A 12,769-nucleotide genomic window follows, 5' to 3' on the forward strand; every position below is an offset into this window, starting at 1 on the left:
GTCTTGTCGCCGCGGGGCGCAACTAGGCCCCCGACCCAACGTTTCGCCGCATCCGCTGCGTTCTTCAATCACACTGATGTGAATGTGGAGGGTGGATGTCGCGCTGGGAGCCGGTGCTCGATGAGGTGATGCGTGAGCGTGCGCCGCGCCTGCTCGCCTACGCGGCCCTCCTCACGGGCGACAGTGCCGAGGCCCAGGACGTGCTGCAAGACGCCCTTGTCCGCACCTTCTCCCGCGGAAGGGCGTTCGACAACGCGAATCTCGCCGAGTCCTACGTGCGCCGCGCAATACCTAGCGTGTTCATCGACCGGCTGCGCAAGCGTCGGGCCGCGGAACGCGCGCATGAACGGGACGTCGCGATCGGGGGGCGCGACGTACCGACTACGGACCGTGACGTCGTCATGGATGTCCGCGCCGCGCTTGCCGCCCTGCCGCCACAGGAGCGGGCTTGCGTCGTGCTGCGCTTCTATGACGACCTCACGGTGCCGCAGATTTCCGCCCAACTCGGCATCGCCGAGGGGACGGTCAAGCGCTACTTGAGCGACGCGTCGGGCCGCCTGGCCGCGATGTTGGGAGAAGACGTCGACGCCTCAGCCGAGGCGGAGGGGGTGCCGGTCATCACGCCGGCGATGAAGGGAGCAGGGCCATGAATGCACTGCAGGAGCGGCTTGGTGCCGCGGTAGAGATGGACGCGCTTGACTACGACGGGGCCGTGTTCGCCCGGGACCGATACGGTGCCGTTCGCGGGCGCATTGCCCGACGCCGTGCCGCCCGATCCGCCGGCATCGGTGGCGCGTCGGTGTTGGGCGTGGGGGCCGTCGCCTTCGGCGCGGGCCAGGTGCCGTGGAGCGGGTTCGTGCTGGGCGCCACTCCCGCCGGGTCGGGTTCGGTGGTGTGTACCACCAGCGGGCCCGACGCTGTGGCCGGCTCTGATGAGGACGCACCTGACTTCGCGGTTGCCTGGGCAACGGTGGGCGGAGCATCGCTGTGGACGTTCGCAGGGAAGGACGGCGACACCCTGGCGACCGCGCACTTGGAGGGCGACGTTCTGCGGGTCACCGACTTCGACGGCACGTCCTCGGACGTGGAGGCTGGCGCGGATGGCGCGTACACGTTCACCGTTGGCGGGTACCAGGTGTCGTCCACGTTCGCGGAGGGCGAGGACGCCAAGGTGACGATCACCAAACTCTCAGGTGACTCGAGGCCGGAGGCGCCGGACATCGAGGTCTTGGCTGGTGCGCCAGACAACGCGGTATTCGTGGTCCTCGACAAGGAGAGTGGGGCCAGCTACTTCGTGGGTGCGTCATACGTCGACACGAACGATCCGTCGACGGGAACGCCGTTGGCATGGAACGTTGACGGCTCGGAGGTGCAGATGACCGCAGTCGATGCCCACATTGGGACGCTCACCCTTCCGTCGGGCGCGACCGTCGAAGTAAACACGCTGACGGGCGGAGTGACCCCGTCGGATCCTGACGCTGTCCTGATCACTCCTGCGAAGGACTACCAAGGCACCGAAGCATCGCCTTCGCCGTCGGTCACCTGCATGACGGTGACCCTGGAGCCAACCGCAAGTGCCTCGCCGAGTGCGTCGCCGAGCCCCTCGGTGAGCGCTTCACCAAGCATCTCGGCCACGCCGACCTCCGAACCAGCCGCAGCACTTGACTCGCCGTTCTACTGCGGCTTCCCCATTTCCGGCAAGGAGTACGGCTCATACGACTTCGGGATCTTTGACATCACCACGGTTCCCGCGGACGAGATCAACGCGACGCTCGATCGTCAGGTCGAGATCATCGGGGAGGAGTGGTGGGATCGCGGTACCGGCGATGTACTGAGGGTCTCGCTCAACACCACCGACCAGCCCGCGCACGGCGGGCTCTCGGGGGCCGGCAGCACCATTGCGGGTGATCCATCGGAGATTGTGAAGGCCGGCTACCTTGACCTGTCCGGCCAGGGCGCCGCCTTCGCACGTGGCCTCAGTTTCGTGGCCGTGCGTGATGGAGTGGTCGTTGGCACGCTGCCGAATTCGCCTCAGTCCGACGGACACACCTACAACGACGGGGATGACCCCGATCCCTCGACGTACTTCCTCACGCCGGACGGAGCGTTCACCGCATGCCCAGGCGTCGAGCTGGGTGACGACTGGGATCTCTATGCCGTTGGCGGCGAGACCTTCGTGTACGCAGATGGCACCACGGACCCCACCCACTACACCTGGAAGAAGGTCGAGCTTCCGTAGCCCCAACCATTTGGCCCCCCAGCTCGCGTTGTCTGGATGAGATGCTCAACTAGCAACGGTGAGATGGGGGCCGAGTGGCGCATTGGGAGCCGATCCTCGACGAGGTGATGCGGGAGCGCGCGCCGCGCCTACTTGCCTACGCCGCGATGGTGACCGGCGACGACGCCGAAGCCCACGACGTGCTCCAGGAGGCGCTCGTACGGAGCTTCTCCAAGCGTCGGGCCTTCACGCACGTGAACGCCGCCGAGGCCTACGTGCGCCGCGCGATCCCCACGGTGTACCTCGACGGGTTGCGCAAGCGCCGCAGCCGCGAGCGCAGCCACACGCGGGCGTTTGCGCGGGACATCGCCGCGGCGCCGGACGTCGATGCGCAGGTGGACGTGCAGCGCGCGCTCGCGACCCTGTCCCCGCGCGAGCGCGCGTGCGTGGTGCTGCGTTACTTCGACGACTGCACGGTCCAACAGGCCGCCGCGCAACTGGGGATCGCGGAGGGAACGGTGAAGCGGTATCTCGCGGACGCGTCGGCGAAGCTCGCCGTGCAGTTGCGGACCGCGGAGGGTGAAGCGACGGAGGCCGACATCGTGCCGGTGCTCCCTACAGGAAAGGCGGGTCTGTGACATGACCGGCGAACTGAAGGACGTGCTGCTGGGCGGCATGGAGGCCAAGCGGAAGTTGTTCGCGAGCGAGGACTTCGCGGCGGGGTACGGCGGACGCGTGGTGGGCCGCGTGAAGCGCCGCCGCGCGGTCTCGGCGACCGCAGTGGGCGGCGGCACGGTGGTGGCGGTCGGGGCCGTGGCCGTCGGGGCCTGGCAGCTGCCATGGGGAGGGATGGTCTTTGGCGGGCCCGGATCGTCGCCGTCGGTGGTGTGCACCACAACTACGCCCGACGCTGTGGCCGGGTCGGAGCCGTTCGCCAATTTTGCCTACGAATGGACCGAGGAACCGGGCGCGCCGAAGTGGCAGTTTTACTCAAAGGACCACACGGACACGATCGGGTTCGCCGCGTGGGACGGCAACACTCTCGTTGTGACGCCCGCGTACGGCGAAGTGCAGCGAGTCGACCCCGACGAGAACGGCATCTACACATTCGTGCTCGGCGGCGACATCACGGTCACGTCGGACTTCGCGGACGGGCCTGATTCGGTGATGACCGCGACGATCGCGGTGGACCCGAATCTCGATGTAACGGCGTCCAGCGTCAACGTGATCGCCGAAGACGGCACCGTGCTCGGACAGGCCGTCCACATGTCGGATGGAACGCTCGCACTCGTTGTGGACAACCGGTTCTACCCGCTTGTCGATCCCGGCGGCATGACCTACACCTACGTCGATGACGCGGGACAGCGCAACAAGGTCACGCTCATTGACTTCAACCCCTCCGTCGGCACCGCCCAGCCCGCGCCTTCGCCGTCGCCGTCGGTGACGTGCGTGACGAGCACGCCAGAGCCAAGCGCGAGCACGTCGCCCAGCGCGACTTTGGCCCCAACGCCGGGTCCGTCGTGGTCCACGTGGCCTCCCGCCGATTTCGCAGCGTCGCCCTTCCAATGCGGCTTTGAGTTCACGAGTGACAGCTCGGGAAACTCGAGCGTGTCGATCCCGGACTTGACATGGATGTCTTCCGCCGAGGCCGAGGCAACGATTTCGGAACTGTTCTCAAACGCGTCGAACGTGGACTTTGATTACAGCGGCTCGGACGTGCCGGCGGCGCAGATCATGTTTGATCCGTCGCTCATCGTGACCGCTGGAGGCAGCAACACCACGGGTCCTGCGACCCAAGAATTCACCACCACAGGCAACGCGGAAGAGGGAAGTGGCTTCATCATCGGTGCGCAGTACGTGGTGGTTGCCGATGGCGAGGTGGTGGCGACGATGAAGTCCGGGACCATCGCCGCCGCCCCCTTCTACTGGGACGCGCTGAGCTCTGACTTCAGCCCGCTCTACCTGCTCAACGCCGGAACGGCGTTCGATGCATGCGACGGCGTCAATCAGAGCACCATCGCGGAGGGAGCGCTCTACGCCGTCGCCGGGATCAAGACACTCAACAACGGTGACCTGTTTGGGCCCGTGTACGCGTGGAAGAAGATCCAGCCGGAGGGGTGATTAGTCGAGGTAGTCCTCGACCAGCTTCTGCGCCAAACCCACGTACGTGCCGGGGGTGAGGTTGGAGAGCCGCTCGGCCACAGCGTCGGGCAGGCCGAGGGTGGCGACGAACGCGCGGATCGAGGCCGAGTCAATCGCCTGGCCGCGCGTGAGTTCCTTGAGCCGCTCGTAAGGGTTCTCCATCCCGGCGACGCCCGCGATGGAGGCGGCGCGCATGGCTGACTGGATGGGCTCGGCGAGCACCTCCCAGCTCGCGTCGAGGTCAGCGGCGAGCGCGGCCTCGTTCACGGACAGGGTCTTCAGTCCGCGCGCGACGTTGTCGATCGCGAGCAGCGAGTGGCCGAACGCGACGCCGATGTTGCGCTGCGTGGTCGAGTCGGTGAGGTCGCGCTGGAGGCGCGAGGTCACCAGCGTGGAGCCGAGCGAATCGAGCAGCGCGGCGCTGATCTCGAGGTTCGCCTCGGCGTTCTCGAAGCGGATGGGGTTGATCTTGTGCGGCATCGCGGACGACCCAATGGACCCAGGTGCCGCCGCCTGCGCAAAGTAGCCGAGCGAGATGTAGGTCCACACGTCCGTGGCGAGGTTGTGCAGGATGCGGCCAAAGCGCGCGACGTCCGCGTACAGCTCGGCCTGCCAGTCGTGGCTCTCGATCTGCGTGGTCAGCGGGTTCCACGTGAGGCCAAGGCCCTCGACGAACGTGCGCGACACGGCGATCCAGTCCGTGCCTGGCACCGCCGCGGTGTGGGCCCCGAACGTGCCCGTGGCGCCGTTGATCTTGCCCAGGTACTCGGCGCCGTCGACGCGGCGCAGCTGGCGGCGCAGCCGGTGCGCTAGCACCGCGAGCTCCTTGCCCAGCGTGGTGGGCGTCGCCGTTTGCCCATGCGTGCGCGAGAGCATCGGCACACCGGCCGACGCTGTTGCCAGGTCCGCGATCTGCGTCGCCAGGTCTGTGGCCGCGGGGAGCCACACCTCGGTCACGGCGCCCTTGACCATGAGCGCGTAGGAGAGGTTGTTGATGTCCTCGCTCGTGCAGGCAAAGTGAGTTAACTCACTCAACCCTTCAAGGGACGTGCCGGTGAGGCGGCGCTTAATGAAGTACTCGATCGCCTTGACGTCGTGAATGGTCTCGCGCTCGATCTCGGCGTGCTCGGCAATGCCGTCCGCGTCAAAGTCAGCGGGGATCGCGCGCAGCAGCGCCACCTCGTCTGCGGTGAGCGCGCGCGTGCCGGGGACAGCATTCGTGGCGCACAGGTGGATGAACCACTCGACCTCCACATGGAGGCGCTGACGGTTGAGCGCGGGCTCGCTCAGGTAGTCGACGAGGGGCGCGACGGTGCGACGGTACCGGCCGTCGAGCGGGCCCAGAGCGATGGGCGGGGAGATCTCGGCGAGCGGCGTCCAGTCAGTCACGTCCCCATTCTTCCATGTGGCGCCATTTCTCCACAGGCGCCCCCGGGTGGCCACTCTGGTGCGGCCGCCGCGCTCGTAAGTTGCCTTGCATGGATGACGCAGCGGCAGTGCGAGCGGCGCTCGAGCGCGCCTTCGACGACGTGCAGCGCGCAGTGCTGAGGATTCGGGCCGCGCAAGGAGTGGATTGGGTGTCCGTTTTCGCCTCGCGCTATCGCGAGGAGCTGTACCGAACCATCCGAGAACTCGCTGCACTCGGCGAGCGGCTCGACGACGCACGAAGGGCGGCGCTGTGAGCGAGCCGATCTGGTCCACGGGAGGAACCGGTGGCGAGCGGGCCATCGTCGAGGATCTCGAGTGGGCGGTTGGGGCGCTGCGCGCCGCGGCCGATGACGTTGGCACTGCTCAACGGGAGCTCGCGAGAACGCGAGCCGCGCTGGAACTTGGCGGCAGCGTCGGGCATAGCGGCGGCCTTGCCACGCTGAGCTACGCGGCGCGAAATGCCGAGGAGGACGTCAGCGACACGGCCCGGCGGCTTGCCGCGGTCGCCGAGGCGTACCTCGAGGCCGAGAGAGCGGCGCGGCATCGAATGGGGCTGCTGGAGCGTGGACGCGAGGTCGTGGAGGACGACGCTGGCGCGCTCGTCTGGAGCGCTCGGCTCACGGCCTCCGCGGGTGCGTTGCTGACGCCGGTGGGGCTCGGGCTGTTGGCGACCGGACACGCGGACGAGGTCCTCGCCGGACTGCCCCACGACGCGCCCCCGACCACCGCGATACTCAACCGGGACTCCGTGGAGGGCGCTCTCGACACGCCCATCTATGAGGCGCTGGTCGCGATGATCAGCGCGCTGACCCTCATGCCGATCCTGTCGTTGCTGACCGGTTGGCGCGGGAGCCTCACCGCCGCGACGGTGGCGACCGAGCCGGCGCGATCGCTCGAGGACGTGATGCGGCGCCTGTACGACACCGAGCAGTCTGGAGGAGGGGCGGTGCGCATCGAGCGCTGGACCGGCGCCGACGGCGTCACGCGGCGCGTGGTCTTCATCCCGGGAACCGAGGACTGGCTGGGCGTCACCGGCAACCCATTCAGCGCGCGGGCGGACCTCGAGGTGATGCTGGGAGAGACGCCGGACGCGGCCCGGCTCGTGGCGGAGGCGCTCGCGGCCGATGGCGCGGCGCCCGGAGACCCGGTGATGCTCACCGGTCACTCGCTCGGCGGCATGGTGGCGACGGGACTCGCGGCGAACCCGCAGTTCACCAAGAGGTTCAACGTGACCGCCCTCGTCACGGCCGGCTCGCCGGTAGGCCGGATCGCGCTGCCTGCAACTGTCAGCGCCCTCCACCTCGAGGGCACCCGCGACATCGTCCCTGGCCTGGATGGCGCCCCCAATCCGGACACCCCAACGCGGGTCACCGTGCACCATGACGCGCGCGACTCGGGGCTGCCGGAGCTCGAGGGCGCCGCGCACAGCATCGGCTCGGCACACGAGCTGGACACCTACGCGCAGACGGCTCGACTTGTGGACGAGGGCCTGGGTGCCTCGACCGACGCTTGGCTCAGCGACGCGAGTGGCTTCCTGGATCCTCAGGGAGCGGTGACGGTGACGGAGTATCGGCCGGGAGGCTAGATGCCGTCCGTCTGGCCGCGTCCGGCGCCCGGAACGATCGCCTGCAGGATCGCGGTGGTAATCGCGAGCACGAGCGCGGCCCAGAACGTGTCCCAGAAGCTGCCGAGCTCGAGCGTGATGCCGCCGTTCACCCACGTCGTGATCCAGTGCGCGAGCCACAGGATCGCCCACGAGATCACCAGTGAGAACAGCCCAAGGGTGAGGATCAAGCACGGCAGCGCCAGGAACGAGAGCACGGGCCTGACGATCGCGTTGAGCCCGGCGATCAGCGCGCCGATGAGCACGAAGACCAGGATCCTCAGCCACCATTCGGACTCCCCGCCCTCGACCGCGACGTCGAAGGGCAGGATCGTCACGAACCACACGGCCACGGCGGTCACGATAGAATTGAGCAGGAAGCGCATGCCTCGCATTCTGTCACGCGCCCGCGCCTGAGACACTGAGCGCATGACTCACCCCGCCCCACGCCCGGCCGTCGCCGCGCTGCCCGCCTACGTTCCTGGCGCGCGCGGTGGAGACGGCCCCGCGCCCATCAAGCTGTCCTCGAACGAGAGCCCATACGGCCCGCTGCCGTCGGTCCTCGCCGCGATTGCAGACGGGGCCGCGGCGCCCCACCGCTACCCCGACATGGCTGCCACCGCGCTCCACGCCCGCTTGGCGGAGGTATGCGGCACTACGCCCGACGGCGTGGTTGCGGGGGCGGCTCCGTCGCCGTCCTCGCGCACATCCTGCACGCGTACGCGGGAGCGGGCGACGAGGTCATCTTCGCGTGGCGCAGCTTCGAGGCGTACCCGATCCTCTCGGCGATCGCCGGCGCGCAAGCGGTGAGGGTGCCGCTCGATGCCGACGCGCGTCACGACCTCGACGCCATGGCCGCCGCGGTCACCGACCGCACCAAGGTCATTCTTGTGTGTTCGCCGAACAACCCCACGGGGCCCGCGGTTCACACCGGCGAGTTCGCGGACTTCATGTCACGCGTTCCGTCCCACGTGGTCGTGGTGCTCGACGAGGCGTACGGCGAGTACTCGCGGGACCCCCAGGCTGTCCGCGGCGCGGAGCTGCTGGCGCAGCACCCCAACCTGCTCGTGCTCCGCACGTTCTCCAAGGCCTACGGCCTCGCGGGGATGCGCGTGGGATACGCGGTCGGCGCGCCCGCGTTGCTGGCGCCGATCCGTGCCGTCGTCACGCCGTTCTCGATCACTGAGCCCGCGCAGTCCGCCGCGATCGCCTCGCTCGACGCGGTGGACGAACTGCTCGACCGGGTGGACGTCACCGCGCGCGAGCGGGAGCGGGTGCTCGCGGGCGTGCGGGAGTTGGGGTGGCGCGCGCCAGACAGCGACGGCAATTTCGTGTGGCTCCCTGCCGGCGATCAGACGGCCGACGTTGTGGCCGCCTTGGGCGCGCTGTCCACGCCGATCCTCGTGCGGCCCTTCGTGGGGGAGGGCGTGCGGATCACGATCGGCACACCGGACGAGAACGGCGCCCTGCTCGCAGCGCTGCCAAAGCCAGCCGACGCCTAACCGCCTCGTGGTCGCCTGACTGAAGGCGCCGTCGGGCCCCTGTGCCTGAAATGGTGTGTGGGTATCGCCAGACTGCGATTTGGCGACACTGAGACCCCATTTCAGACGGGGATGGGGCGGTTACGCACACGGCCCGCGGCACGCCGTCGAGCACCTGCGCTTGCAACCTACGGTTCCGTAGCCTACGCTTGCGTAAGTTAGCAATCCCGGGGCTACTCCCCCTCAAGGAGGAATCCATGGACGCAGTTGGTCCGCTCTCAGATGATGGCCTCGTTCGCCTGCTGAACCACGCCGGCGAGCGCGAGGAACACGACTTCTTCTCGCCGTACGCCGCCGACCTCACCCCCCAGAGGCTGCGCGAGTTCTATCGCACCATGACGCTCACGCGCGCCTTCGACATGGAGGCCACGAGCCTGCAGCGTCAGGGCGAGCTGGGCCTGTGGGTGCAGTCGTGGGGCCAGGAGGCCGCGCAGGTGGGCTCGGGCGCGGTGGTGCGCGGCGACGACTACGTCTTCCCCAGCTACCGCGAGCACGCGGTGGCCCTGCAGCGCGGCGTTGACCTGCCGCAGATGCTCACGATCTTTCGAGGACTCAAGCACGGAGCGTGGAACCCCGCGGACCACAACTTCCACCTCTACACGCTTGTCATAGGCGCCCACACCCTCCATGCAACCGGCTATGCGATGGGTCTGGACAAGGACGGCCTCGTCGCCAGCGGCGACCCTGCTCGCGACGCGGCCGTCATCACCTACTTTGGCGACGGTGCCACCGCGCAGGGCGACGTCAACGAGGCGCTCGTGTTCGCGAGCGTCTACAACGCCCCGGTGGTGTTCTTCTGCCAGAACAACCAGTTCGCGATCTCGGAGCCGACGACGCGGCAGGCCCGCGTCCCGCTCGCCGACCGCGGCAAGGGCGTTGGCATCCCCTCTGTGAGGGTCGACGGCAACGACGTCATCGCGTCCTACGCGGTCACGAACTGGGCCATGCAGTACGCGCGCTCGGGCGCCGGGCCCGTGTTCATCGAGGCGTTCACGTACCGCATGGGCGCCCACACCACCTCCGACGACCCCACCCGCTACCGCTCCAAGGCCGACGAGGCGTACTGGGCGGAGCGCGACCCCATTTCGCGGCTCGCGGGATACCTGCAGTCGATCGGTGAGCTCCCAGACGAGTTCGTCGACGAGGTCGCGGCCGAGGGCAAGGAGCTCGCCCGCCGCACCCGCGAGACCGTGCGGTCGTGGGAACCCGGCCCCACCGTCGGGATCTTCGAGAACGTCTATGCCGCCCCCCACGCCACCGTGGAGGCGGAACGTGCCTGGTACGAGCGCTTTGAGCGCTCGTTCGTTGAGGTTCACTGATGGCAGACACCGCCACCACAACGGCGACGATGACGCTCGCCGGAGCCATCAACGCGGGCCTGCGCGCCGCCATGGAGCGCGACCCCAAGGTGCTGCTCATGGGCGAGGACATCGGCGCGCTCGGCGGCGTGTTCCGCGTGACTGACGGCCTGCACAAGGACTTCGGCGGCGACCGCGTCATGGACACGCCGCTCGCGGAGAGCGGGATCGTGGGCACGGCAATCGGCCTCGCGATGCGCGGCTACCGCCCCGTTGTCGAGATTCAGTTCGATGGCTTCATCTTCCCCGCCTACGACCAGATCACGACGTCGCTCGCGAAGCTCCACGCGCGCTCGGGCGGCCAGTTGACCGTGCCCGTCGTCATCCGCGTGCCGTACGCGGGCGGCATCGGCGCCATCGAGCACCACTCCGAGAGCCCCGAGGCACTCTTCGCCCACGTCCCCGGCCTGCGCGTCTGCACCCCCGCCACGCCCCAGGACGGCTTCGACATGATCCAGCAGGCCATCGCCTCGCCGGACCCCGTCCTCTTCTTTGAGCCCAAGGCCCGTTATTGGGACAAGGGCGAGGTGGGCGTCGAGCGCGTTGCGCGCCAGCTCGCCGAGCCCGACGGCGCGATCGCCGGCACCGTCGAGATGGGGCACGCGCGCGTGGCCCGCGAGGGCGCTGACGTCACCTTGGTCTCCTACGGCCCGACGGTGCGGCTGGCTCTGCAGGCCGCCGCACTTGCCGAGGAGTCGGGTGTTTCTGCCGAGGTGATCGACCTGCGGTCGCTCTCGCCCCTGGACTCCGACGCCGTGGTGCACTCCGCCAAGAAGACCGGCCGCGTGGTGGTAATTCACGAGGCGCCCACCGCATACGGGGCCGGCGCCGAGATCTCCGCGCGCGTATCCGAACAGGCTTTTTTTCCACCTGCACGCGCCCGTGCTCCGCGTTGGAGGCTTCCACGCCCCCTACCCTGGAGCCAAGTACGAACACGAGTACCTGCCGAACATCGACCGGGTGCTCGACGCCGTGGATCGCGTCATCGCTCACTAAGGAGGCTGGGGATGCCCAAGTCCGAGATCTTCAACCTCCCAGATGCAGGCGAAGGCCTCACCGAGGCCGACATCATCACGTGGCTCGTCAAGGCCGGCGACACCGTTGAGGTCAACCAGCCCATCTGCGAGATCGAGACCGCGAAGTCCCTCGTAGAGCTGCCTTCGCCGTACGACGGTGTGGTGGCGGAGTTGCTCGTGGCCGAGGGCGAGACCGTTGACGTTGGCGCGCCGATCGTGCGGTTTGAGGTTGAGGGCGAGGACGTGGCTCCGGCGACCGACAGCGAAGTATCCGTTTCGGTCCAGTCTGCTCCCTCCGCCTCCGGCTTCGGTCGCGAGGACCTCACAGACACTTCGCTGTCTGTCGCCTCTACCTCCGCCGCACCGGCGAGCGAAAGCCCGGCGCCCGCCGTCGGGGCTTCTGCTGAGCCAGCCACTTCCCCAGCGGCGCCTGCGAGCGAAGGCGAGTCAGCGTCGGGCGCCGTGCTTGTTGGCTACGGAGTGAAGCCCGGGAGCGCAAAGCGGCGCGAGCGCGTCGCTGGGTTGCTCGAGCCGATCGGGGGCGAGGACGACGCGTTCCCCGTGCTCGCGAAGCCGCCCGTGCGCAAGCTCGCCGCCGATCTCGGCGTGGAGCTGACGACCGTGACGCCGTCGGGGCCCGGCGGGCTCGTGACGCGCGAGGACGTGGAGCAGCAGGCGAAGGCCTCGAGCGCGAAGTCGCTCGCGACGTATCCGGCGGACGACCAGCCGTGGCTCGAGTCCGGCTACGACGCGCCAGACGGCAGGTCCACGCGCGTGCCCGTGAAGTCGGTGCGCAAGCGCACGGCGGAGGCGATGGTGAACTCGGCGTTCACGGCGCCTCACGTCACCGAGTTCCTCACGGTGGACGTGACAGAGACCATGAACCTGGTCGCGAAGCTCAAGAGCGACCGCGACTTCGCGGATGTGCGCGTCACGCCGCTGCTGGTGGTGGCGAAGGCGCTGCTGCTCTCGGTGCGTCGCCACCCCGAGGTCAACGCCTCCTGGGATGAGGAAGCGCAGGAGATCGTCTACAAGCACTACGTGAATCTCGGCATCGCGGCGTCGACCCCGCGCGGCCTGGTGGTGCCGAACATCAAGGACGCGCACCGGCTTCCGCTGCACCAGCTGGCCATTGAGCTGCAGACGCTCACGAACGAGGCGCGGTCTGGCAAGGTCACCCCGCGCGCGATGGCCGACGGCACGATCACCATCACCAACGTCGGCGCCTTGGGCATCGACACGGGTACGCCTATCCTCAACCCGGGTGAGGCGGCGATTCTCGCCTTTGGCGCGATCCGGCAGCAGCCGTGGGTGCACGAGGGCGCGATTCAGATCCGCCACGTGACTCAGCTGGCGCTGTCCTTTGACCACCGGCTCGTTGACGGCGAGTTGGGCGCGCGCGTGCTTGCCGACGTTGGCCGCGTCATGAACGACCCCGGGCAGGGGCTGGTCTGGGGCTAGGT

Annotated in this window: 10 protein-coding genes and 2 pseudogenes; 10 read left to right on the plus strand and 2 right to left on the minus strand. The window is 68.5% G+C overall.

What is annotated here, in order from left to right:
• The first annotated feature begins 95 nt into the window (after nucleotides 1-95).
• The 4 genes from NVV57_05845 (at nucleotide 96) to NVV57_05860 (ending at nucleotide 4,339) form a co-directional block, all read left to right on the plus strand.
• Nucleotides 96-650: a SigE family RNA polymerase sigma factor gene (locus NVV57_05845; GenBank protein ID MCR6712232.1), complete on the plus strand. Its 555-nt coding sequence runs from the start codon at nucleotides 96-98 to the stop codon at nucleotides 648-650.
• Entirely contained in the window at nucleotides 647-2,239 is a 1,593-nt protein-coding gene (locus tag NVV57_05850; GenBank protein MCR6712233.1) for a hypothetical protein, read from the plus strand. Before NVV57_05845 ends, NVV57_05850 begins: the two co-directional genes overlap by 4 nt.
• Nucleotides 2,240-2,313: 74 nt before the next feature.
• Nucleotides 2,314-2,856, plus strand: coding sequence for a sigma-70 family RNA polymerase sigma factor (locus NVV57_05855; protein ID MCR6712234.1), 543 nt, complete (start codon nucleotides 2,314-2,316; stop codon nucleotides 2,854-2,856).
• Nucleotide 2,857: 1 nt separating this feature from the next.
• On the plus strand, nucleotides 2,858-4,339 hold the full coding sequence (locus NVV57_05860) for a hypothetical protein (GenBank protein MCR6712235.1): 1,482 nt from the start codon (nucleotides 2,858-2,860) through the stop codon (nucleotides 4,337-4,339).
• On the opposite strand, the gene purB is transcribed toward NVV57_05860, so the two are convergent.
• Nucleotides 4,340-5,749 carry an adenylosuccinate lyase gene (gene purB, locus NVV57_05865; GenBank protein MCR6712236.1) on the minus strand — a complete coding sequence of 470 codons (1,410 nt, stop codon included), beginning with the start codon at nucleotides 5,747-5,749 and terminating at the stop codon, nucleotides 4,340-4,342.
• An 89-nt stretch (nucleotides 5,750-5,838) separates the two neighbouring features.
• Here purB and NVV57_05870 point away from each other — a divergent pair, with 89 nt between their 5' ends.
• Entirely contained in the window at nucleotides 5,839-6,042 is a 204-nt protein-coding gene (locus tag NVV57_05870) for a hypothetical protein (GenBank protein MCR6712237.1), read from the plus strand.
• A complete protein-coding gene (locus tag NVV57_05875; GenBank protein ID MCR6712238.1) occupies nucleotides 6,039-7,373 on the plus strand; it encodes a lipase family protein in 1,335 nt (444 codons plus the stop codon). The genes NVV57_05870 and NVV57_05875 overlap by 4 nt, the downstream gene beginning before the upstream one ends.
• On the opposite strand, the gene NVV57_05880 is transcribed toward NVV57_05875, so the two are convergent.
• Nucleotides 7,370-7,777: a phage holin family protein gene (locus NVV57_05880; protein MCR6712239.1), complete on the minus strand. Its 408-nt coding sequence runs from the start codon at nucleotides 7,775-7,777 to the stop codon at nucleotides 7,370-7,372. The two genes, NVV57_05875 and NVV57_05880, sit on opposite strands and share 4 nt — an antisense overlap.
• Nucleotides 7,778-7,820: 43 nt before the next feature.
• Here NVV57_05880 and hisC point away from each other — a divergent pair.
• From hisC to NVV57_05900, 4 genes and pseudogenes are all read left to right on the plus strand, one after another.
• Nucleotides 7,821-8,893: pseudogene (gene hisC, locus NVV57_05885) on the plus strand (histidinol-phosphate transaminase).
• Between the two features lie 236 nt (nucleotides 8,894-9,129).
• A complete protein-coding gene (locus NVV57_05890) occupies nucleotides 9,130-10,251 on the plus strand; it encodes a thiamine pyrophosphate-dependent dehydrogenase E1 component subunit alpha (protein ID MCR6712240.1) in 1,122 nt (373 codons plus the stop codon).
• Nucleotides 10,251-11,286: pseudogene (locus NVV57_05895) on the plus strand (alpha-ketoacid dehydrogenase subunit beta). The gene NVV57_05890 and the pseudogene NVV57_05895 overlap by 1 nt, the downstream one beginning before the upstream one ends.
• Before the next feature lie 11 nt (nucleotides 11,287-11,297).
• Nucleotides 11,298-12,767 (plus strand): 2-oxo acid dehydrogenase subunit E2, encoded by a 1,470-nt coding sequence (locus tag NVV57_05900; GenBank protein MCR6712241.1) that lies wholly within the window; start codon nucleotides 11,298-11,300, stop codon nucleotides 12,765-12,767.
• Nucleotides 12,768-12,769: the final 2 nt, after the last annotated feature.

Origin of the sequence: Demequina sp. (genome assembly GCA_024707205.1) — a bacterium.
Taxonomy (GTDB): domain Bacteria; phylum Actinomycetota; class Actinomycetes; order Actinomycetales; family Demequinaceae; genus Demequina.